The following is a 25,073-nucleotide window of genomic DNA, read 5'->3' on the forward strand; positions in this document are numbered from 1 at the left end:
CGGCCCCTACCCTGTCCCCATGGCAGCAGTCAGGGACCCCGAGGCCACCAAGGCCCGCATCTTCGAGGCGGCGGTCGCCGAGTTCGCCCGGCACGGCATCGCGGGCGCCCGCATCGACCGCATCGCCACCGAGGCCAAGGCCAACAAGCAGCTCATCTACGCCTACTTCGGCAACAAGGCGGAGCTGTTCACCCAGGTGCTCGGCACCTGCATGGTCGACCTGGCCGCCGCCGTCCCCGTCGACCCCGACGACATCGAGGGCTGGGTCGACCGCCTGCTCGACTACCACGCCACCCACCCCGAGCTGCTGCGCCTGCTGTTCTGGGAGGGCATCGAGTACGGCACGGCCGAGCTGCCCGACGAACCGACCCGCCAGGACCACTACGCCCGGAAGGTGGCCGCCCTCGCCGACGGCCAGGCCCGAGGGGTGATCACCGACGCGTTCCCGCCCGGCGACCTCCTGCTGCTGCTGACCGCGCTGGCCAACTGGATGGCCGTGGTCCCGCAGATGCGGCGCATCCTCACCGGGGCGCAGGACACCGACCGCGACCGGCTGCGAGCCTCCGTCAAGGAGGCGGCCCGCCGCCTGGTCGCGCGCTAGCCGCAGCACTACGCGGCCGACGGCACAGCAGCTCCCTGAGCTCCACGGGACCGGCGGCCCCGAAGGCAGGACCGGCGGCCCCGAAGGCGACTAGTTCGTGCCGATGCTGGCCAGCAGGTCCACGATCCGGCTCTGCACCTCGGCGCTGGTGGAGCGCTCCGCGAGGAACAGCACCGTCTCGCCCGACGCCAGCCGGGGCAGGTCGGCCGGGTCGACGGCCGCCGTGTAGACGACCAGCGGGGTGCGGTTGAGCTGCCCGTTCGCCCGGAGCCAGTCGATGATCCCGGTGAAGCCGGCCTGCCGCCGCTGCACCTGCATCAGGTCCATCACCACGAGGTTCGGCCGGAACTGCCCGGCGAGCGTCACCGCGTCGTTGTCGTTCGCGGCCCGCGCCACCTGCATCCCGCGCCGCTCCAGTGTCGAGGTCAGCGCCAGCGCGATCTCCGCGTGCTCCTCGATGAGCAGCACCCGCGGCGGATGCTGCTCGCTGTCGCGCGGTGCCAGCGCCTTGAGCAGCACGGCGGGATCGGCGCCGTACGCCGCCTCGCGCGTCGCCTGCCCGAGTCCGGCCGTCACCAGCACCGGCACCTCGGCGGCGACGGCGGCCTGCCGCAGCGACTGCAGGGCTGTACGCGTGATGGGCCCGGTCAGCGGATCCACGAACAGCGCGGCCGGGAACGCCGCGATCTGCGCGTCGACCTCCTCACGGGAGTGCACGATCACCGGCCGGTAGCCACGGTCGCTCAGCGCCTGCTGGGTCGTCGCGTCCGGCGCGGGCCACACCAGCAGCCGGCGCGGGTTGTCCAGCGGCTCCGGGGGCAGCTCGTCGTCGAGCGGCTGCGGCAGGGGCGCGTCCGCGACCTCGACCGCCCCACCGGGACCGTCCAGCGGCTCGGGCCCCTCGGCCGCGTCGGCGTCCGGCGCGCCTATGGCGTACGAGCGTCCGGCGCCCTCGGTGCCCGGGGCGAGCCGGGGCTGCCCGGCGAGCGACGGCTGTGCCTGCGCGGGGACCGGATGTCCGCCGACGGACGGCTGTCCGCCGAGCGACGGTTGCGCGGGCGCCGGTTCGGCCGGTGGGTGCGGCCGGGCCGTCTGCTCCGGCTGCTGGTCCGCGCGCTGGGCCGGGTCGGGCGGCGTGCCCAGCTTGCGCCGTCGGCCGGACCCGCCCGGCGCGTGCGGCGGCGGGGTCGCCGTGGGCTGCTGCACCTGCGCGGCCTGCCGTGAGAACGGCACGCCCTGTCCGAGCGTACGGACGCTGATCGCCCGCCCCTGCGTCGAGTTCGGGTCGACGTCGCCCTCCTCGGCGGGCAACGGCTGTGCGGCCCGCGGCGCCTGGACACCGGCACGCTCCGCGGAGAGCGGGGTGCCCGGGGCCGGCGTGCCGGTCTGCGGTACGGGCGTGCCCGCGCCGGAGGTGTCACCGGCGCCGGGCCACTGCTGGGGCACACCGGGCGTCTGGACGGCCGTCGGCATCTTCCCGGCGCCGGCCTCCGCGGGCAGCGGCAGGCCGTTCGGGGTACCACCCGGCGGCGTCGGACCCGCAGCCGCGGGGGAGCCGGGAGCCGCCGGTACGGGCCGGCCGGCGGCGGCGTCGTGCGTGGGCGTGGCGGGGTGCGGTACGCCTGGTTGCTGACCCGGCAGCGCCTGTGCGGGAGCGGGCGTCTGCCCCGCGGCCGGTGCGGGACCGGCCTGGACGGTGATGCCCTGCCCGGCCGTACCCGGCGCCGGAACGCCGTGAACGGGCGTGCCCTGACCGGGAGTCGGCGTCCCCGCAGGCTGCGGTCCGGCCTGCCCGGGCGCGACCGGCACGCCGTGCGGGGGAGTCACCTGCGCCGGGACCGCCTGCGCCGGGGCCGCCTGGCCGGGAACGGCCTGGGCGGGAGGCATCGGCAGGGAGGCCGGGTGAGCGCCCTCCGGGGCCTGAGGTGCCGTCGACTGGGCGGGCTCCGCCGACTGGGCCACGGCACGGCGGCGCCGGCCGGTCGGCGCGCTGGTCGGATGCGGCTGCGGCGGGGTGTGGTCCGAGGCCTGGTCGAGCGGTACGGCGTCGTGCCGGCCGTCGTCACCGGGCACCCCCGCGACGGACAGCGGCAGCTGAGCCGGTTCCTGCCCCGGCGGCTGCGGCTGCGGCTGCCCGGCGGCACCCGGAACGGCACCCACCCCGGCGCCCGTACCCGATCCGGCAGGCGTACCCGTCCCAGGACCGGCAGGCGCGACCGCCCCCGGCCCCACCGCTACGGCGCCCCCTGGGCCCACAGGCGTGCCCGCGCCCGGAACGCCGCCGGGCGCCGGAACCGTACCCGCCCCGTCCGGCGCGCCCGCGGACTGCGGTGAGCGGTCGGCCTCGGCCGGCGGCAGGGCGAAGACCGTACGCGCACCCGCCTCCTGGGCGGCGGCACGCTCCGCCGCGGCGGCCAGCGCACGCCGGCGCCGCCCGGTCGGCTGCCCGCCCTCGGCCGGGACGACCTCCGCGGCCGGAACCCCCGGCGCAGCCTGAGCATCCGGAACGGCCTGCGCGCCCGGTGCCGGCCGACTGCCCGCGGCGGGCAGGGCGGGCGGCAGGGCGGCCTGCGGGGCACCGGAGTCGTGGGGAGCGCGCCGGCCCGAGGGGACGGGCACGCCCTGGGGCGGAACGGCGCCGCCGAGGCCCGTACCGGCGGCGGCGGCCCCGGCGGCGTGCTCGGCAGCCGTCACCACCGCCCCCTCGCTCACGGCCCCGCCGTCACCTGCGGTGTTCTCGGCGGGCCGGCCACGGCGTCGCCCGGTACCGCCGGACGCGGCTTCCGGGCCCTCGGCCGGAACCACGGCGGTCTCCCCGGCGGGCGCACCCGCCCGCCTGCGGCGCCGACCGGTCGGTGCGGGCGCCTCCGCCTCACCGGCCTGGCCCGCGCCGGACACGTCACTCTCCAGGAAGGCGTCCGTGGAGGCACGCCGGGCCCGCCGCCGTCCGCCACCGGCCGCTTCCTCAGCGGCCCCCTCACCGGCCCCCTCACCGGGGCCGGAGACCTGCTCGCCCGAGACCTGCTCAGCCGAGACCGGCGCGACCGGCCCGGCCGGCACCAGCCCACTCGGCTCCTGTCCGCCCGGCTCCTGTCCGGCAAGCACCAGTCCGCCCGGCTCCTGCCCGCCAGGCTCCTGCCCGACGGGACCCGGCCCCGCCGGGAGCGCCGCGACCGGCGGCTGTCCGTCGACCGTCCCCGCGCCACCCCCGAGCGGCACCTCCAGCACATACGCGCTGCCGCTCATGCCCGGCACCTCGTGCGTCTGGAGCACCCCGCCGTGGGCCCGCACGATCCCGCGCACGATCGGCTCGTGCACCGCGTCTCCCCCGGTGTACGGCCCGCGCACCTCGATCCGCGCGACCTCACCGCGCTGCGCGGCGGCGACCACGACGGTGTTGTCCAGGTAACCGCCCGCGGAGACGGGAGAGTTGCCGGTCGCGTCGACGCCGGCCACGTCCGCCACGAGGTGCGCGAGCGCGGTGGCGAGCCGCTGCGGGTCGACCTCGGCCTCGATGGGCGGCGCGTGCACGGCGAACTGCACCCGCCCGGGTCCGATCAGCTCGACGGCCCCGTCCACACCGGCGGCGACGACGGCGTCCAGCATCACCTTCGTGCGGGTGATGTCCTCGGCGCCGGCGTCCAGCCGCTGGTACCCGAGGACGTTGTCGATGAGCGTCGTGATCCGCGCGTACCCGGCGGAAAGGTGATGGAGCACCTGATTGGCCTCGGGCCACAGCTGCCCGGCGTCGTCCGCGGCCAGCGCGGCCAGCTCGCGCCGCAGCTCCTCCAGGGGCCCGCGCAGCGACTGCCCGAGCAGGGTCAGCAGCTGCTCGTGGCGCCCGGCCAGCGCCTCGTACCGGTCCTTCTCCCGCTCGGCGAGCGCGGCGTACCGCTCCTCGCCGGCCGCCTGCTCCTCCGCGTGCTTCTCGCGCAGTTCCTCAAGCTCGGTGACATGCTGCTGGCGCAGCGCGGTCAGGTCGGAGGCGTGCTCCTCGGAGAGCCGGTCCACCTCCTGCGCGTACGCCTTCTCCAGCGCCGCCTTCTCCTCGGCCATGGATTCGAGCGCCCGCCGGTCGGTGAAGGTCATCACGGCGCCGACGAGCTGGTCCCCGTCGCGCACCGGCGCGGTGGTGAGGTCGACGGAGACCCTCTCGTCGCCCTTGGACCACAGGACCTGCCCGCGCACCCGGTGCTTGCGCCCGGAGCGCAGGGTGTCGGCGAGCGGGGACTCGTCGTACGGGAAGGGGGAGCCGTCGGCGCGCGAGTGCAGCACGAGCGTGTGCAGCTCCTTGCCGCCCAGCTCACCGGCCCGGTAGCCCAGTATCTGGGCGGCGGCCGGATTGACGAGGACGATCCGGCCCTCGGTGTCGGTGCCCACCACGCCCTCGGACGCGGCCCGCAGGATCATCTCGGTCTGCCGCTGCGAGCGCGCCAGCTCGGCCTCGGTGTCGACGGTCCCGGACAGGTCCCGTACGACGACCATCAGCAGCTCGTCGCCGGTGTAGCCGTAACCGTCGTACGCCTGCTGGCCGTTCTCCAGATTCGCGCTCGTGACCTCGACCGGGAACTCGGTCCCGTCGGTCCGCCGCGCGATCATCCGCGTCGGCTTCGTGCGCCCGTGCGGGTCCATGTGATCGGGCCGCCGCATCGAGCCGGGGATGAGCCGCGAGTCGAACTCCGGCAGAAGATCGAGCAACCCGCGCCCGACGAGAGCCGTGCCCGGCGCCTCGAAGGCCTCCAGCGCGATGGTGTTCGCGTTGACGACGGTTCCGTTGGCGTTGACCAGGACCAACGCGTCCGGCAGCGCGTCGAGTATGGCTGCGAGGCGAGCAGCGCCTCGGGATGGCCTGCTGCTCACGAGACGCCTTCCTCCCTGTTACCGCACCTTGCCGACCGCTCGGGCCATCTTGCCAACCGGCCCGCGACGTGTCACGCGAGGGAGTCTAAGCGCACACGTTGCGCTCGCGACGCCGGATGAGAGGGAGGTCCCACGACGAAGTGACACCGAACGCGTGCTCGCACGCCGACCAGGGCCTCCGGCTGCGCGAGACCTTCGCGGGACCTTTACCGGAGAGGCGATTCCGCCAAGAGCCCCCCATGAACCACCTGCCCCCCTCCGCCCCGCCCCCTCGGCCCTGCCCGCCGACCCGCCCGCCCTGCCCCCTCCGTCCCACGTGCCCTCCCACGTCTCCGTCCCGCTTCTCCCTCCCGCGTGAGTCGCCCGTGGGCGGGCGGGGCCCGTGGGCGGGCGGGGCCCCTAGGCCGGCAGCGAGCCCAGCCTCGGCAGCAGCGGCACCAGCCCGTCCCACCGCCCGATCTCGCACCCGTTGCTGCGGTCGTAGCCCGCGGCGACCCTGCGGCCGGCCCAGGTGCCGGTCACCCGGGCGGTGGCCGGTCCGCCGTAGAGCATGGTGCAGGTCGTCCCGGGCGCCACCGGGGCGAAGAGGTCCCGCCCCCAGCGCGTGTGCTCGTCCAGCACCCGGCAGGCCTCCGCCGCGTCCGGATGGCTCCCGCCGGCCGGATGACAGGACAGCTCGTACGTCCCGTCCCGCCCGGCCCCGGCCTGCCGCACGACGACGGTGAGGTGATCACCGGCCCGGTCCTCGGGCCGTACGGGCGGCGGCACGGCGGACGCGGCGACGGCGGGTACGGCGGACACGGCGAGGAGACCGGAAACGGCGGCGAGGACCGGCCCGACGCCACCGCGCACCGGGCCCCGCTGAAGAAGAAAGACCATGCCCGGACCAACGCGTCCGCCGCCCCGGACGTTGCGCCGCGCCTCGCCGGACCGATGCCCTTTGCTCTGTGGCCCGAGTGCCTAGTACCGTGGGGGGCGATTGGTGACAAGCCGCTTGGCTGTGTCATCATCTGCACGCACCACTCGCGCGCTCGCGTGAGCGGTTGTGCTGGAGGCGTCGCCTAGTCCGGTCTATGGCGCCGCACTGCTAATGCGGTTTGGGCCTTAAAGCCCATCGAGGGTTCAAATCCCTCCGCCTCCGCACCGATCCCGAAGCCCCGGTCCCCAGGACCGGGGCTTCGGCGTTCCCGCCCCGGCTGTCCCTCCGGACCCTCCCATCGGCCTCCGCCGACGTTTCCGCAGGTCACAAGGGGTGTGCGAATCGGATTTCACATGGCGGCGGCAGTCATGTAATGTTCTTCCTGTCGCCGGGAGCGGGCCGAAAGGGCCGAGAGCGGGGACAAAACAAAAGAACAAGCACTCGTAGCTTAACGGATAGAGCATCTGACTACGGATCAGAAGGTTGCAGGTTCGAATCCTGCCGAGTGCACACAGATCAAAGGCCCTTCAGGTTCATCCTGAGGGGCCTTTGACATCAACGGCTGACATCAACGCGGCCAGTCCGAGGGCATCATCCATCCGGTCGGCGGCGGCCTTGAGCGTCGTGCTCATCACGTGCGCGTACGTGTCCAGCGTCATCGTGATGGTGCTGTGTCCGAGCGTCTCCATGATCGTGCGGGCATCCACACCCTGTGCAAGCAGAAGCGACGCGCACGTGTGCCGGAGGTCGTGCACCCGCACCCGTCGTACGCCGGCGTCCCGACACAGGATGGTCAGCATCCGGTTCAGGCTGCGAGGGTCGTGACGCGACCCGTCGTCATGGTGAAGATCAGCCCATCCGGCTGTCCCGGTCGGCTGCCAATTCGGTCCCGGTACCAATCGGCACCGAGGTCCTGATCAGGACTTCCGCGACCGGACCACCCGGAATGCTGTCCAGGCTGAGGGGTGGTCCGGTCTTTGTGCGATGGGTCTTCGCTGTGGGATGCGCCGTCGGGGGAGCGCCGGCGTATAGGACTCAGCTCAGGGTCTTACCGACTTCGTAGATCGTGGGCCTGTCCTCGGGAGCATGGCTGAGCATGGCCTCGATCAGCTCACCCAGCTCGCCACGCGCCTGGACGGCCCGACGCTTGCCATCTGCCACGGCCCTTCGCTGCACGGGACGCGGTGCGTCGTCCGGGTACTCGACCGCCCGCCAGCCCGTGGCGGAGATGAGCAGTGACGCGCCCAGCGCGTAGATGTCGGCTTCCTGCGTGGGCTCAGCTTCTCCGGTCGCGAGCACACTGCGCGCGATCTCCGGCGCCTCGTAGTGGACGAGGCAGCCGCGGAACGGGAAGTCGTACCCCTCGGGCACGTGGCCGCCGTGCGCCAAGGCCAGGTCGAGGAGGTGCGTGCGATCCGGGCCGATGATGAAGTGTGCGGGCTGCACATCGCCGTGGGCCCAACCCTGGGCGTGCAGTTCGGCCAGCGCCTCCGCGCAGCCCAGGGCCACGCTGGTGTGTGGTTCGATGCGCGAGTCCGGCGCACGGCACGGCTCCCACAGCTGGTGGAGGTCCGGTCCTTCCCTCCAAGGCTGGAAGTTCCAGGTACCGCCTTCCCATTCGCCGTATGCGAAGTCGTGGAAGCCCAGTCGGTGCAGCACGGCGCCTTCGCGTGCGGGTGCGAGCGCCGTCCAGGGCTGGGCAGGCCAGTCGGCCGTTTCCTCGATCGGATACCCGACCTTCACGGCGTAGTGGCCTCGATGGCTCTCGACCTCCCAGACCATGGAGCCCCGGCGATTGAGAACCAGGCGCTGAGCCGTGGGCATGAGTGCGTCGAGCACGACGATCGGCAGTTCGGGGGTTGTCCCGGACAACGTCTGTTCTCCTTCCGGGCGACGCGGCCGACCCAGAGTCGAGGCCGGCCGCGTCGCTGATGTCGTGTCGCTATGCCTGGCCGTACGGCCGACCGCAGTCCGAGTCACACTGCGCGAGATTCGTGCCGTCCACGGTCCACAGGTCGTCGAAGACCATGAACCCGGCAGCCTTCATCGCGTGCGCGGAGGCGGCGACCTTCTTCGGGTCACGGGGTCCGCCGCCCGGCATGGGGTTGTGATGGAGGAAGCGGCCGACGTACCGGTCGCAGAGAGCGGCGTACTCCTTCGTGTGCAGGATGAGCGCGTGCAGACCGAGGTCCACGTCGTCCGACGGGACCATGGCCACGGTGGCGGTCGCAGCGGTGACCACGAAGGCCACCGCCTGGTCCGCGATCCGTTCGGCCCGCTCGCGGGACTGCCCGTTGTGGACGATCACGAAGTGGGTGAGGCTGTCGAACAGCTCCTCACCAGCCACTGCGCGACCGGTCCTCTGATCGTTGGCCGTTGCCGTCATGCGAATACTCCTTGAGTGTCGCTGTGCTCTGGCACTTGCCCCCCCACCGGTCGACGAGGCACGGCCTGCGGCGACCGGGGGATGGAAGGCCGGCCCCGAACGGGGAAGGGGGAGCCAAGGAAGGTGGCACCCCGTACGGGGCGGCCGGTCTACTGGCTGATACCGAGGGCCATGCCGATCACCAGGCCACAGGACCCACTGATCAAGACGATGAACAAAACCCCCGCGTACCGGCCGATGGCGCGCATCACAGGCCGTCCCGACTGTTGCCGTTCCTGATGGCAAGACGCGCGCTCAGTTCCTCCCGCGCTGTCGGCGCCACCACGTTGTCCGGCATGGCATCCCACTCGACGCCGCCACCGATGGGCCGTATCTGCACTCGGGCACCGACCTCACCCATGACGACGCCGATACGTCCACTGGCAGTGTCCTTCGCCAGTGCACCGATGCCTGGTCTGGTCTGCTGGTTGCTCGCCATGAGGACGAGCATTCCGCCGCTCATCAGGACGTTGGAACCTCCGACAAACCCCACTTCGGGACGTCCCGCGTCGTGTAGAACGTCCCTGGTGCCGTCCCCGACTGTTGGGAGAGATTGGGATGCCGAACGAGAGGCTACGTGCTGCCATGGCCGCCGGCGGCTGGACGTACGCCGCCCTTGCGAACAAGGTCGAGGTCGATCCCAAGTCCGTTGAGAGATGGGTCAATCTGGGGCGTACGCCGCGCCGTGCCACGGCCATGCTGACAGCGGAAATACTAGGAGAAGATGTGCACGCTCTATGGCCCGCGCTCCGGCAGGCACGCCCGGCCCGCGCCGTCAGTCCCGAACTTGTGGCCCTCTACGACCAGCGGGCGGACCTCCCCGTGTCCACCTTCGTGGACATGCTGACCCAGGCTCGTGAGCACATCGACGTGTTGGTGTACGCCGCCGTTTTCCTGCACGAGGCGTACCCGCGGCTCAATGACCTCTTGCAGGAGCGAGCTGCCGACGGTTGTGCGGTCCGCATCGCGATCGGCGATCCGCACAGTACGAATGTCCAACAGCGTGGCGCCGAAGAAAGGTTCGGTCACGGGATCGAGTCCCGCTGCCGACTTGCCCTCATGCACTATCGACCCCTTGCCGGGGTATCCGGCATCGAGGTGCGGACCCACGCCACCACGCTCTACAACTCGATCTATCGTGCGGATGACCAGACACTGGTCAACGCGCATGTCTGGGGCGTGAACGCCTACGGTGCTCCTGTGTGGCACCTTCGGCGCAGCGGAAAGGGCGGCATGTTCGATACCTACACCAGCAGCTTCGATGCGGTGTGGGAGACCGCGACACCGGTAGGAGAAGGCTGACCATGGCACGGACCGAGTACTACGACGACCCAGCGGCACCAGAGCCGAACAGCATGGTGGTCGCCGCGTCCGCCGTGGTCACCGACGACGAAGGGCGCGTGCTCCTGCAGCGCCGGCGGGACAACGATCTTTGGGCGCTACCTGGCGGCGGCATGGAGATGACCGACTCACTCCCAGGAACAGCCGTCCGGGAGGTGAAGGAAGAAACGGGCCTGGACGTAGAAATCACCGGGCTCGTGGGCACGTACACCGACCCTCGCCACATCATCGCCTACTCGGACGGCGAGGTGCGCAGGCAGTTCAACGTCTGTTTCACCGCCCGCGTGGTCGGGGGCCGGCTTGCGATCTCGGACGAGTCCACGGAGCTGCGGTTCGTCCAACCGGAAGAGATTGATCGCCTGCCGATGCACCACACGCAGCGGCTCCGGATCCGTCACTTCCTGGAGCACCGTAAGCAGCCCTACCTCGGCTGATCGCATCCGCAGTACCCGCTTGATGCTCGGTCACCGAGAATGATCCAAGGTCGTCTTTGCACGCACTGCTGCGCATGTGCTACCTCGCATGCCAAGATCTACCCACTGTTACTCCGAGACAGTGTGGGGGCGCGTTGTCAGAGTCGTCAGATCACTCCGAGGCGACGGCCGCAGAACTGGTGGTTACGGAACCCCAGCCTGATGACTCGGGGGCCAACACTCATGACCGTTATGACTGGCAGGCTGCAATGGCTGCCGCGGATGGCCTGCAACTCTATCTTGATGCCCTTAGGCCGAACAAGCGCTTGAGCGACGACGAGGACATACGAATCCTCTGTGAGTATCACGAGGATTGGGTTGCGATGCGAGGCGGTGCCGCAGAGCTGGTCTCCGCCAAACACAGAGACGCATCCATGGATGCGTACAGAACCGTGAACCAGCTCGCCGATGACGGCGGCCTGGCGCACCTGTTCCTGCGTTGGCGGGCGCTGAAGGAGAAGCCGACCTGCAGGTTGGCAACTAGCGGTGGTCTCCTAAGCGGCGACCCTCAGGACCTTGAGGCGGTAACTAAATCTCTTCGCGAGATGCGACTGTCTGACGAGCAAATCACTGTCAATAGTGAACAGGCCGCGTTGGTTGCGAAACTATGCACGGCTATTCACACACATGGCCAGAAGCATCTCCCACCTGAATGGAAGGAGGGGGATGTGGAGGAGATATCCGCTGAAGCCCAAAAGGAGGAAGTTACGCGCTTCCTCTCCATGTTGGACATCCGTCATGGCTTGACGAGGCGAGCGGACATAGGTTTTCTTGCGCCGAGTAAATTTGCGAAACCTGTCGTGGATTATCTGGGTTACGACGTGCCCTGTGAATCCGTATGGAACGCCGTTTACGGAATTTTCCACACGCGTATGCGTGCCGCTGGACCGCGCGTCAACGCAGTCATTTCGCCAGTCCTCGCATTCGTGAACGGAGGGGGGCCGCCTACGACGGCTGACAAGGAGAGGGAGCTATCGGGTCGCATAGTCACGATGCAGGATATCGACCTCGTCGTCATGACTGCCGTCGCGAATCCTGCCGCGTACGAGTCCCTTGGGTCTCCTGTGAGGTTGAGCCGAGCGGCCATCAAAATGAAAAGGGGGCGATGCTCAGATAACAGCATTGAGCGCGGCGAGCAACTGAGGAAGGACTACCAACGTTATTGGCGGGACCGCCTAACCGGTGATCCTACAGCGCTCGCCGACCGCGAGAGACTGCGGCGGTTGCTCTTGCGAGTGAGTGACAAGGTTGACACTCCATCGCTGCGCGCACAAGCTATCTGGGGATTTGAGTTCTGGCGCCTTCTGCAAGATGAGCTTGATTCCATTCCCGCCGAGAGGATTCCTGCTGGGATGGACCCTGATCTCCTCCTCGGAGGAATCAGTGAGCTCGCTAATGCTTGCCAGGTATGGTTCAGCGATCGATTCGATGTGGCAGAGGAATTCGACAGGCTCCGCGAAGAGAACCGCGGGAGCGCGGCATGATTTCTGCTTACGATGATCTGAAGCTCGCATTACTTAGAGAAGACCTGGCCTATCACCAGGCGCGAGTTCTTCTTCTCGTAGACGCAGTTTCGAAAGCGGCCGGTCATGCGGGGAAACTTGATGGTCTGACGAAGCTTGCCAAGTTGGACTTTCTGCTTCGGTACCCAGCCTTGGCGGTGCAGGTCCTTGACGATCTCTCAGCGTCTGATCGTCGCCTTAATCTCTCCCCTGAGGAATTAGCTGCCCCCACAGATGTCGAAGCGCCGATGATGCGCTATAAGTACGGGCCGTGGGATGATCGATATTATGCCGTGATTGGCGCGTTGGTGGGTCGTGGCCTTTTACGGTATACCAAGGGGAGAAAAGGGAGTGTTGCTCTGGCTCCGACCAAGGAGGGTCGGCGCCTCGCAGAGCAGATGAGTAGGACCCGTGACTGGAGGGCGCTGAGCGAGCGTAGTGAAGCAATCGCTTCGGCGTCAGCAGGCAAGACCGGGAATGGCCTCAAAGATCTCATCTACCAGCGCCTCGAAACCCTGATGGATCGTCCGCATCGGCAGGTAATCAAATGACCCTGAGCTTTCGAATCAATGAACTCTCTCTGTACACCACTGAGGGGCAGGTTCGATACGAGTTCGGATCCGACCTGACGGTACTTGAGGGGCCCACAGGAGTGGGGAAAACCACTCTACTTGAACTCATCAAGTATGGGTTCGCGGCAGGGGAGGCACGGCTCGCACCGGTAGCAACAGAGGCCGTTCACGATGTTGCTATCGACGTCAGTATCGGCAAAGAGCAGTTCCTCATCGTGCGCAGCCTGGACGCAAAGAAGAGCAAGAACGTACGAGTAACTGATTTGACTACCGGGGAGAGGCTCCCCGATCACTCCGTAGGGGACGGAGAGTCTAGCTTCAATAGCTTCCTCCTCGAAAAGCTTGGGTTCCCCGACGACGTTCGTGCCGCTGCTCAGAAAAGTAGAAGCAGTAAGCCTGGAAGTCGTGTTACCTTTGGCGACATTTTCAAGTTTGTATATATTCCGCAGTATGCCATCAATAGAGATATCGCGGACAGTCGGGACAGTTACTACGAGCCGAAGCGGAAGGCTGTATTCGAGCTCCTTTTCAGGTTCACGGATCCAGAGATCCTCTCCATGCAGTCACAAGTGAACGTTCTGAATGGGAAAATTGACGTTGCTGCTGGTCAGCTCGAAACTGTCCTAGGTTTTCTCCGTGACAGTAATACTAGCGGGCGGGAGGAGGTGATGGAAAAACTCAACGCAGCAGTGGAGGAGCAAGAGCGGGCCTCGGAGGAGCTGACCGCACTGAGGGAAGAGTTGGATCCTGTGATCGACCGGCAAACGCAAGCCTATCGGGACCTACTTATTGACGCAGAGAGGACTTTGGCGGAAGCGCGGGCCTCAGTGCACGAGTTCGAGCGAGAGCGTGACGCGACCGCGGCTGAGCGGCGACGTGTGTTGGCCGACCACGCTCGTCTCGAGCGAATGCGTGACGCGGGGGCCAGGTTGGCGAATATCGAATTCTCCGTGTGCCCGCGCTGTATGCAGTCACTGAAGAACCGAGAAGTAGCGGATGATCAGTGTCGACTCTGCCTTCAGCCGGATCCGGTCTCACCTGACCAGGCATCTGACAGTTACGAGCTTCAGCAACTCCAACTCCAATTGGAAGAAATGGAGGCTCAGAATGAGGTAACTGAGCAACAGCTAGCAAGATCCCAAAGATTGATGGTTGAGCGAGAGTCTTTGGTCGCGAAGCTGACCGCGACGCTTGAAGAGCGGACCGCTCAGCGCGTTACTCCTCGCTTGCAAGCCTTCAGTGATGCATCAGATCGAAGGGCAACTGCCCGAACTCAGCAAGAGTACCTTGAGGCAGTCTTGCAGCAGTGGGATCGTGTATCGGACATCGAACAGGAAGTCAAGAACCTTCGTTCAGAGCAAGAGCGGCTCAAGACAAATATAGCTGCCCGCAAAGCAGCGCTGGAGTCGCATAAGAGTATTATTCTCGATGAGATCGAGAAGGAATTCATGAATGCGATCAAGGGTCTCAAGATTGCTTCTGTTGAAACGTCTGGATTTGATAGAGATAACTATCTTCCGCTAATTAATGGAAAAGCCTTCACGAAGGCCATGATGAGTGGCGGAGGGTCCATGACGGCGATGCAAATCGCCTACTGGACTTCGTTGATGACGGTGGCGGAGAAAACGGGTGTTCCGTATCCGTCAATCCTGATTATCGATGGGCCTAGGTTGGCGCTGGACCCGGGAAGTGTGACGTGTAAGGCCATCTACCACCGGCTCGTCCGTGGTGTGAGTGAGGCTCCCCGCGCCGTGCAATTTATCGTTGCGGACAATGAGATCCCGAACGATTATCATGGTGATTTTTCGCGAGTCGGGTTCGACTACGGCCACCCCACAGTCTCTACGGTCCGTCACCCGGGGCAGGGGAATGTGGACGTGATCGCTTCTGCTGACGAGTGACGCTAGCAGCCAGGTGGCTGAGAGCCTGGAGCGCGGCACGGATGCCGGCCAAAGGGTGACGGCAACCCTGACGGCAACGACGGCACAGAAAGACCGTTGATCACGACCCTCAACGCTCAGCCGGGAGGAAGGCGGAGCCCCCGCTCAGCAACCCGCCCGATCCTACGGATCAGAAGGTTGCAGGTTCGAATCCTGCCGAGTGCACACAGGTTAGAGGCCCCGGAGAGATCCGGGGACTCTTGCGTTTCGGGTCGTACAGCAGCGAAGTGCAGCAACGGCGAGTGCTACGCGCCACCGGCGGACCCGTCCAAGTGATCAACCCCGTCCCGCCTGGCCTCCGGCGCCGTCGTAGGCCTTTGACGGCTTGTCATTCGTGGATCCCTTGTACTCGGCCTCGTAGCCGCCGCCGAGTGCCTGTACCCATGCCTGAGGATTCCCGGCGTACTGCTCGGTGTGGAGTACGGCATCGCCGTGGGCATCGGTGATCGCGGTACCGGCCGGCTTGTTGTTGATCACGAAGGCGGTTCTCTCGCCCTTGATGGGCTCGCCGTCCTCGTCCGTCCGGTCGGTGGGGTCGGCCTACGGATCGGCCCGCCCCGCGCACGGCTGCTAGCCTCCGTCTCTGTTTGATCGTTCGAGGACCATCCACCGGGGGAGATGGCACTTCGCCTCATCGCCCCATGACGTCAGTAGGGACCGAGGATGAGGATCGGCAAGGGGGCGGCGTCCGTGCTGCTGGCGGGTGCGCTCGCGGGCATGGTGTCGGGCTGCGAATCCGGCGGCGGCGCCGATGGCGGCCAGGGGGCGCACGGGGGCGGTGCCGGGGGTGCCGGCGGCGTCCCGCTGAAGAGCCGGATCACCGCGCCGGCCGCCTTCGACAACGCCAAGGGCTGGGAGGTCGAGGCAGGCTGGCTTCCTCAGGGGCAGCCCTTGCCGTACGCGGTCTCGGCCAAGGGCGATGCGGTCGCGTACCTCGACAAGACCGCGCAGGGCTATGTCCTCGACGTCCGGGACGCGTCGTCCGGCAGGCTGCTGTCCGCGAGCAAGCCGTGGCGGGGCCCCAAGCTCACCAAGGAGCAGAGCGACGAGCAGTCCGGCGCGCTGGCGGTCCCGCAGATCGCCCTGATCCCCGGCGCGCAGCGCGACTACTTCGCGGTGTGGGCGCGTGGCGAGGCCCGCAAGGACGGGCTCCACGAGTACAAGGAGGTCGTCTCCGTGGCCTTCTACCCGGCCGACGCCTCCGGCAAGGACGTCTCCCCGGTCGGCGCGGGCAACGCCGAGGCGCCGGACGGTGAGTTCGACCGGCCCAGCGTGTTCCCCGGACCGGGCGGCCTGGTCGTCACCTCCTACGGTGGCGACAGCATCCTGGTGGCTCCCGACGGCAAGGTCACCGACACCAGCGACGCGAAGGTGACGCTCAACGGGAAGGCGGCCGACCCCGACTATCTGATGTCGTTCCAGGGCCCGGCGGGGCTCGTGACCAACGGTGAAGAAGGCGCCGGGGGTGACGGCGGTTTCGGCGCCGACGGCGGCTGGGGGAGTACGAAGGTGGCCCCGCCCGGCGTCGAAGCCGTCCGCAAGGAGGAGAACGTGGGCTTCGGCACGGAGGAGACGCCGAACGGCCGCATCGTCGGTGCCGTCGGCAACCACGTGATCGCCGACTGGCTCAAGGGGTCGGACGACGTCTCCGCCGTCCACGACCTGGCGACCGGCGCCGTCCAGGCCACCGCCCCGTGCCGGACCAAGGAGACCGAGTACGGCGCGGACGTCCCGGACCCGAAGAACCTCGCGGACGTGCGGCCGGCCCTGTCCCCCGACGGCCGCTATCTGGTCAAGGGCGGCAGCGTCTTCGACCTGAAGACGGGCAACGGCAGGTGCACCGACAGCGGGAATGACGCCAAGAAGATCACCCTCGCGGCCGTCGGCGACGACGGCACCGCCTACGGCCTGGCCGGCGAGGACACGCCGAGGACTCCGGTCTCCGTGTCCGTCGCCACGGGTGCCGCCAAGCCCCTGCCGGAAGCGACCGTCACCCCGGACGCCGTCACCGAGGGAGCGGGCGTGTTCGTCACGTACGCCGGCACGGACAGCATGCACCTGATCGTCCTTGACCTGAAGAACTGAGGCACGTCCGGCCCAGGGCCTGCCGCCGACAAGTGCAGGCAGTGTACGGAGCGGTGACCGGCGTGCCGGAGAGGGCCTCCGGCACGCCGGCCGGCGCGTCCTGGCGGTCGGCGGGGCGGGGCCGGCTGCCGCGGGTCAGCACTCCTCGGCGGGGTCGTTCCGGTTCAGTTTCTCCAGGTACTCGTGCGCCAGGGCCGTGGCCCGGGTGAACCAGTCGGTGATGACGGCCAGTTCCTCGGGGGAGTAATCGCCGAACAGGGCCGTCAGGCGCTGGTAGTGCCCCGCGTACACGGCCTCGACGCGGGTGACGGCGGCGGGTACGGCGGCCACGCGGACGCGGCGGCGGTCCGCGGGATCGGGGCGGCGGGTGACGTAGCCGGCGCGTTCGAGGCGGTTGAGGATGCCGGTCACCGCGCCGGTCGTGACGTGGGCGCGGGCGGCGAGGTCGCCCGCCGTCAGCAGCTCGTCGCCGGCCTCCAGGACGAAGGCGAAGCAGGTCAGGTCGGTGACGTTCAGCCCCAGCCGCCGGGCCAGCTCCTGCTGTCCGATCAGGTGGGCGGCGATGAGGTGGTCCATCGCCGACAGCGCCTGGGCCGGAGTGGCGGACGGTCGCGGCGTGCCGTGCATCTTTCGGAATCCCTTAGCTCGTGAGATATTCGGGGTGGCGAACTTCTTAGCTCGTGAGAGAAAGTTGTCCCGGAGGCGGCTATGAGTCTGTACGACGAGGGTCACACGATCGCCGGCTGGACCGGCTTCGGCGTCGCGACGGTGGGAGGCGGGGTGGCCGGGGTGGGGGTGTGCACGGCCTCGCTGCCGGTGGTCGCGGGCGGGCTCGCCGTCACGGGCGCGAGTGTCCTGGTGACCTGGTTCCTGCATCTGGCGGGCTGGGGCAAGCCGCCCGGGGTGCGGCCGCGGGGGCAGTGGCGGATGCGGGTCCGGGACACACAGGCCCGGGAGGGGCACACCGGGTGCGTCGGCTGCCGGCTGGCGGGGCGGGGGCGGGCGCGCGGGGCGGTGGCGGCCGCCGCGGCGACGGCCGCCGAGGCGGCGGCGCTTTCGCCTGCCGAGTGAACGTGCTGTGACCTGATCCCCGCGGACAGGCCCGAAGCCGCGATCGACGGGGGCGGCTTCGGGCCGCCGCGCGCCGGGCCCGCCGCGTCCGCTGTCCGCCACCCGTTGTCGGACCCGCACCCTACGCTCACCGGTGATGGAACACGGATGGAAGTGCTCGGGGCTGCGCTGGGCGCCCGGTGGTCCCGTGTGGGAGTGGGACGGCGGGCGGCGCAGTGCGCTGCCCCGGGGGAAGCGGATCGGGTTCGCGGTGCCGGAAGGGGGCGTGCGGACGTGTGTGGGGGCGCGGGGTCATGCCTGTCCGGTGCGGGCCGTGGTGCCGGGGCGGAGTACGGGGGCCCGGTGCGAGGAGTGCACGCGGCTGGACCGGGCGCACTCCGTCGCCGCCGACACGATCGCCGATGATCCGCGGCCGTACCGGGTGTATCTGGCGTGGTTCGGGCCCGGGATGGTCAAGGTGGGGATCACCGCGGCCGAGCGCGGCCCGGCCCGGCTGCTGGAGCAGGGGGCCGTCTGTTTCAGCTGGCTCGGCACCGGTCCGCTGATGGCCGCCCGGCGCACCGAGGAGCTGCTGCGGGCCGCGCTCCAGGTGCCGGACCGGATTCCGTACGCCGCCAAGCGGGCGGTGCGGTCGGCGCTGCCGGGGACGCCGGCGGAGCGCGCCGCGGAGGTGCGGGAGCTGCACGCGCGGGCCGTGGCGCTCAGCGGCTGGCCGGACTCGCTGTGCCCAGCGCCGTGTGAAGTGACCGACCACGTCGGCGTGTTCGGGCTCGCCGGTGTTCCGGCGGCGCTCGGGGAGGTGGTGGAGCTCGTGCCGGGCGGCGGTGTGGGCGGGGAGTTGGTCGCGGCTGCCGGGCCCGACCTGCATCTGGCGGTGGGCGGGCGCGGAGTCGTCGTTCTCGACACCCGGCTGATGAGGGGCTGGGAGCTGGTGTCGCCGGCCGCCACGGGGGCGGCCGGACTCACCTTCCCGTTCCGGGAGTTCAGACAGGAGCAGGAGGGGTTGTTCTGAGGCGAGGGCAAGGAGCCGGATGCCCCGTCCCCGGCCGCGCGGTCTGATCCCGGTGCGCTTCCCAGGAGCTTCCTGAGAGGCACCTGTGTGTTTCTCAGGGAAATCACAGACTGGGGAAAGCGTCTTCTCAGAGGCCACCGAGAGGGTGTGCACCATGACCACGACCTCGCCCCAGGGGCGCACCGAACTGCTGAGGCCGGACGGGAGCCCCGTCCGAGTGCTTGTGGTGGACGACGAGCTGTCGATCACCGAACTGCTGAGCATGGCTCTTCGTTACGAGGGCTGGCAGATCAGGAGTGCGGGGGACGGGCAGGGAGCCGTCCAGACCGCCCGTGAGTTCCGGCCCGACGCCGTCGTGCTGGACATGATGCTGCCCGACATGGACGGGCTCACCGTGCTGGGGCGGCTGCGGCGCGAGCTGCCGGACGTGCCCGTGCTGTTCCTGACCGCGAAGGACGCCGTCGAGGACCGTATCGCCGGGCTCACCGCCGGCGGCGACGACTATGTCACCAAGCCGTTCAGCCTGGAGGAGGTCGTGGCGCGGCTGCGCGGGCTCATCCGGCGGTCCGGGGCCGCCGACCGGCGGTCGGACTCCGTGCTCGTCGTAGGGGACCTCACGCTGGACGAGGACAGCCACGAGGTCGCGCGGGCCGGGGAGTCCATCCATCTGACGGCCACCGAGTTCGAGCTGCTGCGCTTTCTCATGCGCAACCCGCGGCGTGTGCTCAGCAAGGCACAGATCCTGGACCGGGTCTGGTCGTACGACTTCGGCGGCCAGGCCAATGTCGTCGAGCTCTACATCTCCTACCTGCGCCGGAAGATAGACGCGGGCCGTGAGCCGATGATCCACACCCGGCGTGGGGCGGGTTACCTGATCAAGCCCGCCGTGTCATGAGCAGGCGACGACGGCCGGGTCCGCGCACACGCCGAGCGGGACAGCCGCGGACCCTGCGGGCGCGGCTCGTCGTCGCTTCCGTGGTGCTGATCGCCGTCGTGTGTTCGGTGATCGGGACGGTGACGACCGTGGCGCTGCGGTCGCATCTGTACGAGCAGCTGGACGGGCAGGTGGGGGAGGTGGGCAAGCGCCTGTCGGGGCCCATGAGACCCGGCGGGGGCGTGAACGACTCCGGGCCGAGGGACAGGCTCACAGGCTTCGTCGAGGGGCCGACGCAGCCGAAGACCATCGCCGCCGAGGTCGGCACCGACGGCACGGTCACCCGGGCGGTCATCGCCCGGCGATCCTCCAGCGACAACGGTCCCTTCCAGCGCAACCATGCCGTCCCCCTCGACGACGAGCAGAAGGCCGCCCTGGACAAGGTGCCCACCACGGGCACGCACACCGTCGACGTCCCGGGGCTCGGTACCTACCTCGTGCGGTACGTCCCCGGGGCCGACGGCACCTACTACGTCGCCCTGCCGACCGAGACGGTCGACAACACGATCAACACCCTGATCCTCGTCGAGGTGAGCGTCACCGCAGCCGGTCTCGTCGCCGCCGGTATCGCCGGCTACGTACTCGTCGGCGTCGCCACCCGCCCCCTGCGCAGGGTGGCCGCCACCGCCACCCGTGTCTCCGAACTCCCCCTGCACACCGGCGAGGTGAACCTCAGCGAGCGGGTCCCGCAGTCCGAGTGCGACCCGCACACCGAGGTCGGCCAGGTCGGCGCCGCGCTCAACCGGATGCTCGACCATGTGCACGGTGCGCTGCACGCCCGGCAGCAGAGCGAGACGCGGGTACGGCGGTTCGTCGCGGACGCCAGCCATGAGCTGCGTACCCCCCTCGCCTCCATCCGGGGGTACGCCGAGCTGACCCGGCGCGGGCGCGAGCAGGTCGGGCCCGACACCCGGCACGCGCTCGGGCGGATCGAGTCCGAGGCCGGGCGGATGACGCTGCTGGTCGAGGACCTGCTGCTGCTCGCCCGGCTGGACGCCGGCCGGCCGCTGCAGTTCGAGCAGACCGACCTCATCCCGCTCGTCGTGGACACCGTCAGCGACTCCCGCGCGGCCGGCATGGACCACAACTGGCGGCTCGACCTGCCCGACGAGCCCGCCCTGGTCTCGGCGGACGCCGCGCGCGTCCAGCAGGTGCTGGTCAATCTGCTGGGCAACGCGCGCAAACACACCCCGCCCGGGACGACCGTCACCGCGCGCGTGCAGCGGCGCGGACCGTGGATGTGCGTGGACGTCGAGGACAGCGGGCAGGGCATCCCGCCGGAGCTGCTGCCGCACGTCTTCGAGCGGTTCGCCCGGGGCGACTCCGCGCGGTCCAGGGCGACGGGGTCCACGGGCCTCGGCCTCGCCATCGTGCAGGCCGTCGCGACCGCCCACGGCGGTGCCGTGACCGTCGACAGCGTCCCGGGGCGGACGGTGTTCACCGTCCATCTGCCCGCCCTCGCCCCGGCCGTCCCGCACCCGGCGCCCGAGGCCGGCTGGCAGTCGTACTCACAGGCACAGCACAGTGCCACCACATCGGTGCGACAGGGGGTCTGACGAGAGTCGGTCCCATGCGAACCGACTCTTCTCCCGGCACCCTGCCGGCGCGGGAGCACCTCCCGGCCGGAGACGCCGGTACGCCTGTCCTGGACGTAGTGATCCCCGTCTACAACGAGGAGAAGGACCTCCAGCCGTGCGTCCGCAGACTGCACGCACACCTCACGCGCACCTTCCCGTACGCCTTCCGCATCACGATCGCGGACAACGCGTCCACGGACACCACCCCGCTGGTGGCGGCGCGGCTGGAGGCGGAGATCCCCGAGGTCGTCAACTTCCGCCTGGAACAGAAGGGGCGGGGGCGGGCGCTGCGGACCGTGTGGTCCGCGTCCGAGGCGCCGATCCTCGCCTACATGGACGTCGACCTGTCCACCGACCTCAACGCCCTGCTGCCGCTGGTGGCACCGCTGATCTCCGGCCACTCGGACCTCGCGATCGGCTCCCGGCTCGCCCGCGCCTCCCGGGTCGTACGCGGCCCGAAGCGGGAGTTCATCAGCCGGGCCTACAACCTCATCCTGCGCGGCTCCCTGCAGGCCCGCTTCTCCGACGCGCAGTGCGGCTTCAAGGCCATTCGGCGGGACGTGGCGCAAGTGCTGCTGCCGCTGGTGGAGGACACCGGCTGGTTCTTCGACACCGAGATGCTGGTGCTCGCCGAACGGGCGGGCCTGAGGATCCACGAGGTGCCGGTCGACTGGGTCGACGACCCCGACTCCACCGTGCACATCGTGAAGACCGCGACCGACGACCTCAGGGGCGTCTGGCGGGTCGGCAGGGCCCTGGCCGGCGGCTCGCTGCCGCTGGACCGGCTCACCCGGCCCTTCGGTGACGACCCGCGTGACCGCGAACTGACCGACGTCCCCAAGGGGCTGGCCCGGCAGCTCGTCGGGTTCTGTGTCGTGGGCGGCCTGTCGACCCTGTTCTACCTCCTCCTCTACGGCGTCTTCCGGCAGTTCTCCGGCTCCCAGGTCGCCAACGCCCTCGCGCTGCTGGTCTCCGCGGTCGCCAACACGGCCGCCAACCGCCGGCTCACCTTCGGGGTGCGCGGACGGGGCGGGGCCGTACGGCACCAGGCACAGGGCCTGGTCGTGTTCGGCATCGGTCTCGCGCTGACCAGCGGCTCGCTGGCCGCCCTCGACGCGGCCAGCGACAGCCCGGCGCACTCCACCGAGCTGGCGGTGCTCATCGCCGCCAACCTGGCCGCGACCGTGCTGCGGTTCCTGCTCTTCCGCGCCTGGGTCTTCCCGGCCCGGGAGGAGACCGACGCCGCCCCGACGGTGTCCGCCACCCGCCTCCCGCCCTCCCCGGCCTACGGCACGACCCCGCCGCACGGCACGACCGCCGCGCACCCCACGACGGCTCCGTACGCACCGCTGCCGCAGCGGCCGGTGCCGTACCAGCAGCCGTACCAGCCGCACCCGACCACCCAGGTCCGCGCCGGTGAAGCCGCGGACGGCAGCTGGAGGGACGCCACCGTGCGACTGCAGCCGGTGCGCCCTCACGACACCGACCCGGGGGACCCCCGATGACCACCCACTACGACCGGCCGGCGCAGCAGGACGACTCCACCGTGCGGGGGCCGTCACCGACCGCTCCCCCGCCCTCCAGAGGGGCCGGCGAGCCCGGGCGGCCCTTCCCGCGCAGACTGTGGCGCGGCCGGCCCGAGGACCCGCGCTGGGCGCGCCCGGCCCTCCTCGGCCTGCTGGCCGCCACCCTCCTGCTCTACCTGTACGACCTCAGCGCCTCCGGTTACGCCAACTCCTTCTACTCGGCGGCCGTGCAGGCGGGCAGCAGGTCCTGGAAGGCGTTCTTCTTCGGCTCGCTGGACGCGGGCAACGCCATCACCGTCGACAAGCCCTCGGCCTTCCTGTGGCCGATGGAGCTGTCGGTGCGGGTCTTCGGCCTGAACTCCTGGGCGATCCTCACGCCCGAAGTCCTCATGGGCGCCGGCACGGTGGCGGTCGTGTACGCGGCCGTCCGGCGCCGGTTCAGCCCGGGGGCGGGTCTGGTCGCGGGTGCGGTGCTCGCGCTCACCCCGGTCGCCGCGCTGATGTTCCGGTTCAACAACCCGGACGCGATGCTGGCCCTGCTGATGGCGCTGGCCTGCTACTTCGTCGTGCGGGCCGTGGAGGACGGCCGGACCGGGTGGCTCGTGTGGGCCGGGGCCGCGATCGGTTTCGCGTTCCTCGCCAAGACCCTGCAGGCGTTCCTGATCCTGCCGCCGCTGGCGCTCGTCTACGCCGTCTGCGGTCCGGTGAGGCTGCGCAGGCGGCTGGCCCAGCTGGGGCTGGCGACCGTCGCGCTGGTCGTCTCCGGCGGCTGGTGGGTGGCGGTCGTCGAGCTGTGGCCGGCCTCCTCCCGCCCCTACGTCGGCGGTTCGCAGAACAACAGCTTCCTTGAGCTGACCTTCGGCTACAACGGCCTCGGCCGCATCAGCGGTGACGAGACCGGCAGCGTCGGCGGCGGCGGAGGCGGAGGCGGCTCGGGGCGCTGGGGCGCGACCGGCTGGGACAGGATGTTCAACTCCGAGATCGGCAGCCAGATCTCCTGGCTGCTGCCGGCCGCGCTGATCCTGCTGGCCGCGGGCCTGGTGGCCACCCGGAAGCTGAGGCGGACGTCGGTCACCCGGGCCTCGTTCCTGGTGTGGGGCGGCTCGCTGCTGATCACGATGGTGGTCTTCAGCTACATGGCGGGCATCTTCCACCAGTACTACACGGTGGCCCTCGCGCCCTACGTGGCGGCCGTCGTCGGCATGGGCTCCGGGCTGCTGTGGGAGAAGCGCAAGGAGACCTGGGCGTCGATCACCCTCGCCGCGTCCACCGTGGCCGCGGCGGCCTGGGGGTACGTACTGCTCGACCGCACCTCCGGCTATCTCCCCTGGCTGAGGTGGCTGGTGCTGGTCGGCGGTCTGGCGGCCGCGCTGGGCCTGGTCTTCGCCGGCCGGGTGTCCCGCCGGCTGGCCCTCGGGGCGGCGGCCGCGGGCCTGGTGGCCGCGCTCGCCGGACCGACGGCGTACACCCTCAGCACGGTCGGCTCCGCGCACACCGGCTCCATCCCGACGGCGGGTCCGGCGGGCGCGAGCATGATGGGCTTCGGCGGCGGGGGACCCGGCGGCGGTACCCGCGGCGGCTTCGGCGGCGGCATGCCGGGCCGGCAGGGCCAGCACGGTCAGGGCCGGCAGGGCCGGAACGGCGGGCAGGGGATGCCGGGCGGGCAGAACGGCAACGGCTTCCCGGGCGGGCAGAACGGCAACGGCTTCCCGGGCGGCGGCTTCGGCGGCGGCCTGCCGGGCCGGAACCAGCAGAACGGCACCGGGAACGCGCCGGGCCGGAGCCCGCAGAACGGCAACGGCTTCCCCGGCGGCGGCCGGATGGGCAAGGGCGGCATGGGCGGTGGCGCCGGCGGCCTGCTGAACGGCGCGAAGGTGTCGTCGGCCGCAGAGAAACTGCTGGCGAAGGACGCCTCGCGGTACACCTGGGCCGCCGCGTCCATCGGTTCCCAGAACGCGGCCGGCTACCAGCTCGCCACCGGTGACCCGGTGATGGCGATCGGCGGCTTCAACGGCACCGACCCGTCCCCGACCCTGGCGCAGTTCAAGAAGTACGTGGCCGAGGGCAGGATCCACTACTTCATCGCGGGCGGCGGCTTCGGCGGGGCGGGCGGAGGCGACAGCGGTACGGCCTCGCAGATCACCTCGTGGGTCCAGAGCACCTTCAAGAAGGTGACGGCCGGTTCGGCCACCTTCTACGACCTCACGCGGAAGAAGAGCTGACGGAAAACCGTGT

The 25,073-nt window shown here is 69.8% G+C and carries 21 protein-coding genes and 2 tRNA genes; 15 read left to right on the forward strand and 8 right to left on the reverse strand.

The window, feature by feature from the left end; all coding sequences use genetic code 11:
- Positions 1-19 precede the first annotated feature (19 nt).
- Positions 20-601, forward strand: coding sequence for a TetR/AcrR family transcriptional regulator (locus IO33_RS0114315; RefSeq protein ID WP_031164525.1), 582 nt, complete (start codon positions 20-22; stop codon positions 599-601).
- Positions 602-691: 90 nt separating this feature from the next.
- Here IO33_RS0114315 and IO33_RS0114320 read toward each other — a convergent pair whose 3' ends face one another.
- Positions 692-5,461, reverse strand: a complete 4,770-nt coding sequence (locus tag IO33_RS0114320) for a PAS domain-containing protein (RefSeq protein ID WP_078963622.1) — start codon at positions 5,459-5,461, stop codon at positions 692-694.
- Between the two features lie 399 nt (positions 5,462-5,860).
- The gene (locus tag IO33_RS0114325; protein ID WP_051926712.1) at positions 5,861-6,340 is read right to left on the reverse strand and encodes an SSI family serine proteinase inhibitor; all 480 of its coding nucleotides are present in this window, start codon (positions 6,338-6,340) and stop codon (positions 5,861-5,863) included.
- 171 nt (positions 6,341-6,511) lie between these two features.
- On the opposite strand from IO33_RS0114325, the gene IO33_RS0114330 reads away from it, so the two are divergent.
- Both IO33_RS0114330 and IO33_RS0114335 read left to right on the forward strand, forming a co-directional pair.
- Positions 6,512-6,602, forward strand: a tRNA-Ser gene (locus IO33_RS0114330).
- Positions 6,603-6,817: 215 nt separating this feature from the next.
- A tRNA-Arg gene (locus IO33_RS0114335) sits at positions 6,818-6,890 on the forward strand.
- 23 nt (positions 6,891-6,913) lie between these two features.
- Here IO33_RS0114335 and IO33_RS47275 read toward each other — a convergent pair.
- From IO33_RS47275 to IO33_RS0114360, 4 genes are all read right to left on the reverse strand, one after another.
- A complete protein-coding gene (locus tag IO33_RS47275) occupies positions 6,914-7,180 on the reverse strand; it encodes a tyrosine-type recombinase/integrase (RefSeq protein ID WP_051926714.1) in 267 nt (88 codons plus the stop codon).
- Positions 7,181-7,415: 235 nt separating this feature from the next.
- Positions 7,416-8,252 carry a protein kinase family protein gene (locus tag IO33_RS0114345; protein ID WP_031164531.1) on the reverse strand — a complete coding sequence of 279 codons (837 nt, stop codon included), beginning with the start codon at positions 8,250-8,252 and terminating at the stop codon, positions 7,416-7,418.
- Positions 8,253-8,322: 70 nt separating this feature from the next.
- Positions 8,323-8,766 carry a glycine-rich domain-containing protein gene (locus IO33_RS0114350; RefSeq protein ID WP_031164533.1) on the reverse strand — a complete coding sequence of 148 codons (444 nt, stop codon included), beginning with the start codon at positions 8,764-8,766 and terminating at the stop codon, positions 8,323-8,325.
- A 247-nt stretch (positions 8,767-9,013) separates the two neighbouring features.
- Positions 9,014-9,244, reverse strand: a complete 231-nt coding sequence (locus IO33_RS0114360) for a hypothetical protein (protein ID WP_241670651.1) — start codon at positions 9,242-9,244, stop codon at positions 9,014-9,016.
- Positions 9,245-9,363: 119 nt separating this feature from the next.
- Here IO33_RS0114360 and IO33_RS0114365 point away from each other — a divergent pair, with 119 nt between their 5' ends.
- The 5 genes from IO33_RS0114365 (at position 9,364) to IO33_RS0114380 (ending at position 14,594) form a co-directional block, all read left to right on the forward strand.
- Entirely contained in the window at positions 9,364-10,107 is a 744-nt protein-coding gene (locus IO33_RS0114365; protein WP_031164537.1) for a helix-turn-helix domain-containing protein, read from the forward strand.
- A gap of 2 nt (positions 10,108-10,109) precedes the next feature.
- The gene (locus tag IO33_RS0114370) at positions 10,110-10,580 is read left to right on the forward strand and encodes an NUDIX domain-containing protein (RefSeq protein WP_031164539.1); all 471 of its coding nucleotides are present in this window, start codon (positions 10,110-10,112) and stop codon (positions 10,578-10,580) included.
- Between the two features lie 305 nt (positions 10,581-10,885).
- On the forward strand, positions 10,886-12,103 hold the full coding sequence (locus IO33_RS50390; protein WP_157857850.1) for a hypothetical protein: 1,218 nt from the start codon (positions 10,886-10,888) through the stop codon (positions 12,101-12,103).
- Positions 12,100-12,672 carry a hypothetical protein gene (locus tag IO33_RS51700; RefSeq protein WP_078963623.1) on the forward strand — a complete coding sequence of 191 codons (573 nt, stop codon included), beginning with the start codon at positions 12,100-12,102 and terminating at the stop codon, positions 12,670-12,672. Before IO33_RS50390 ends, IO33_RS51700 begins: the two co-directional genes overlap by 4 nt.
- Positions 12,669-14,594, forward strand: a complete 1,926-nt coding sequence (locus tag IO33_RS0114380; protein WP_031164543.1) for a sbcc family protein — start codon at positions 12,669-12,671, stop codon at positions 14,592-14,594. Before IO33_RS51700 ends, IO33_RS0114380 begins: the two co-directional genes overlap by 4 nt.
- A 315-nt stretch (positions 14,595-14,909) precedes the next feature.
- Here IO33_RS0114380 and IO33_RS0114385 read toward each other — a convergent pair whose 3' ends face one another.
- Positions 14,910-15,110, reverse strand: coding sequence for a hypothetical protein (locus IO33_RS0114385; protein ID WP_031164544.1), 201 nt, complete (start codon positions 15,108-15,110; stop codon positions 14,910-14,912).
- 186 nt (positions 15,111-15,296) lie between these two features.
- On the opposite strand from IO33_RS0114385, the gene IO33_RS0114390 reads away from it, so the two are divergent.
- Positions 15,297-16,718 (forward strand): hypothetical protein, encoded by a 1,422-nt coding sequence (locus IO33_RS0114390; protein ID WP_031164546.1) that lies wholly within the window; start codon positions 15,297-15,299, stop codon positions 16,716-16,718.
- A 135-nt stretch (positions 16,719-16,853) separates the two neighbouring features.
- On the opposite strand, the gene IO33_RS0114395 is transcribed toward IO33_RS0114390, so the two are convergent.
- Positions 16,854-17,345: a MarR family transcriptional regulator gene (locus IO33_RS0114395; RefSeq protein ID WP_031164548.1), complete on the reverse strand. Its 492-nt coding sequence runs from the start codon at positions 17,343-17,345 to the stop codon at positions 16,854-16,856.
- 81 nt (positions 17,346-17,426) lie between these two features.
- Here IO33_RS0114395 and IO33_RS0114400 point away from each other — a divergent pair, with 81 nt between their 5' ends.
- The 6 genes from IO33_RS0114400 to IO33_RS0114425 all read left to right on the forward strand — a co-directional run bounded on the left by IO33_RS0114400 (position 17,427) and on the right by IO33_RS0114425 (position 25,060).
- On the forward strand, positions 17,427-17,789 hold the full coding sequence (locus IO33_RS0114400) for an HGxxPAAW family protein (RefSeq protein ID WP_031164551.1): 363 nt from the start codon (positions 17,427-17,429) through the stop codon (positions 17,787-17,789).
- Positions 17,790-17,925: 136 nt separating this feature from the next.
- A complete protein-coding gene (locus IO33_RS0114405) occupies positions 17,926-18,801 on the forward strand; it encodes a DUF2797 domain-containing protein (protein ID WP_031164553.1) in 876 nt (291 codons plus the stop codon).
- Positions 18,802-18,955: 154 nt separating this feature from the next.
- Positions 18,956-19,696: a response regulator transcription factor gene (locus IO33_RS0114410; protein ID WP_031164555.1), complete on the forward strand. Its 741-nt coding sequence runs from the start codon at positions 18,956-18,958 to the stop codon at positions 19,694-19,696.
- Positions 19,693-21,291, forward strand: coding sequence for a sensor histidine kinase (locus IO33_RS0114415; RefSeq protein ID WP_031164557.1), 1,599 nt, complete (start codon positions 19,693-19,695; stop codon positions 21,289-21,291). The genes IO33_RS0114410 and IO33_RS0114415 overlap by 4 nt, the downstream gene beginning before the upstream one ends.
- 14 nt (positions 21,292-21,305) lie before the next feature.
- Positions 21,306-22,817, forward strand: a complete 1,512-nt coding sequence (locus tag IO33_RS0114420; protein ID WP_031164559.1) for a bifunctional glycosyltransferase family 2/GtrA family protein — start codon at positions 21,306-21,308, stop codon at positions 22,815-22,817.
- A complete protein-coding gene (locus IO33_RS0114425) occupies positions 22,814-25,060 on the forward strand; it encodes an ArnT family glycosyltransferase (RefSeq protein WP_031164561.1) in 2,247 nt (748 codons plus the stop codon). Before IO33_RS0114420 ends, IO33_RS0114425 begins: the two co-directional genes overlap by 4 nt.
- The last annotated feature ends 13 nt before the right edge of the window (positions 25,061-25,073 follow it).

Origin of the sequence: Streptomyces durhamensis (assembly GCF_000725475.1) — a bacterium.
GTDB classification, from domain to species: Bacteria; Actinomycetota; Actinomycetes; order Streptomycetales; family Streptomycetaceae; genus Streptomyces; species Streptomyces filipinensis.

What these genes read in the sequence shown, in the direction of transcription:
- IO33_RS0114315 (WP_031164525.1), top strand. Translation starts at nt 20, where the DNA reads ATGGCAGCAGTCAGGGACCCCGAGGCCACCAAGGCCCGCATCTTCGAG.
- IO33_RS0114325 (WP_051926712.1), bottom strand. Translation starts at nt 6,340, where the DNA reads ATGGTCTTTCTTCTTCAGCGGGGCCCGGTGCGCGGTGGCGTCGGGCCG.
- IO33_RS47275 (WP_051926714.1), bottom strand. Translation starts at nt 7,180, where the DNA reads ATGCTGACCATCCTGTGTCGGGACGCCGGCGTACGACGGGTGCGGGTG.
- IO33_RS0114350 (WP_031164533.1), bottom strand. Translation starts at nt 8,766, where the DNA reads ATGACGGCAACGGCCAACGATCAGAGGACCGGTCGCGCAGTGGCTGGT.
- IO33_RS0114360 (WP_241670651.1), bottom strand. Translation starts at nt 9,244, where the DNA reads ATGGCGAGCAACCAGCAGACCAGACCAGGCATCGGTGCACTGGCGAAG.
- IO33_RS0114365 (WP_031164537.1), top strand. Translation starts at nt 9,364, where the DNA reads ATGCCGAACGAGAGGCTACGTGCTGCCATGGCCGCCGGCGGCTGGACG.
- IO33_RS0114370 (WP_031164539.1), top strand. Translation starts at nt 10,110, where the DNA reads ATGGCACGGACCGAGTACTACGACGACCCAGCGGCACCAGAGCCGAAC.
- IO33_RS51700 (WP_078963623.1), top strand. Translation starts at nt 12,100, where the DNA reads ATGATTTCTGCTTACGATGATCTGAAGCTCGCATTACTTAGAGAAGAC.
- IO33_RS0114380 (WP_031164543.1), top strand. Translation starts at nt 12,669, where the DNA reads ATGACCCTGAGCTTTCGAATCAATGAACTCTCTCTGTACACCACTGAG.
- IO33_RS0114390 (WP_031164546.1), top strand. Translation starts at nt 15,297, where the DNA reads ATGAGGATCGGCAAGGGGGCGGCGTCCGTGCTGCTGGCGGGTGCGCTC.
- IO33_RS0114395 (WP_031164548.1), bottom strand. Translation starts at nt 17,345, where the DNA reads ATGCACGGCACGCCGCGACCGTCCGCCACTCCGGCCCAGGCGCTGTCG.
- IO33_RS0114400 (WP_031164551.1), top strand. Translation starts at nt 17,427, where the DNA reads ATGAGTCTGTACGACGAGGGTCACACGATCGCCGGCTGGACCGGCTTC.
- IO33_RS0114405 (WP_031164553.1), top strand. Translation starts at nt 17,926, where the DNA reads ATGGAACACGGATGGAAGTGCTCGGGGCTGCGCTGGGCGCCCGGTGGT.
- IO33_RS0114410 (WP_031164555.1), top strand. Translation starts at nt 18,956, where the DNA reads ATGACCACGACCTCGCCCCAGGGGCGCACCGAACTGCTGAGGCCGGAC.
- IO33_RS0114415 (WP_031164557.1), top strand. Translation starts at nt 19,693, where the DNA reads ATGAGCAGGCGACGACGGCCGGGTCCGCGCACACGCCGAGCGGGACAG.
- IO33_RS0114420 (WP_031164559.1), top strand. Translation starts at nt 21,306, where the DNA reads ATGCGAACCGACTCTTCTCCCGGCACCCTGCCGGCGCGGGAGCACCTC.
- IO33_RS0114425 (WP_031164561.1), top strand. Translation starts at nt 22,814, where the DNA reads ATGACCACCCACTACGACCGGCCGGCGCAGCAGGACGACTCCACCGTG.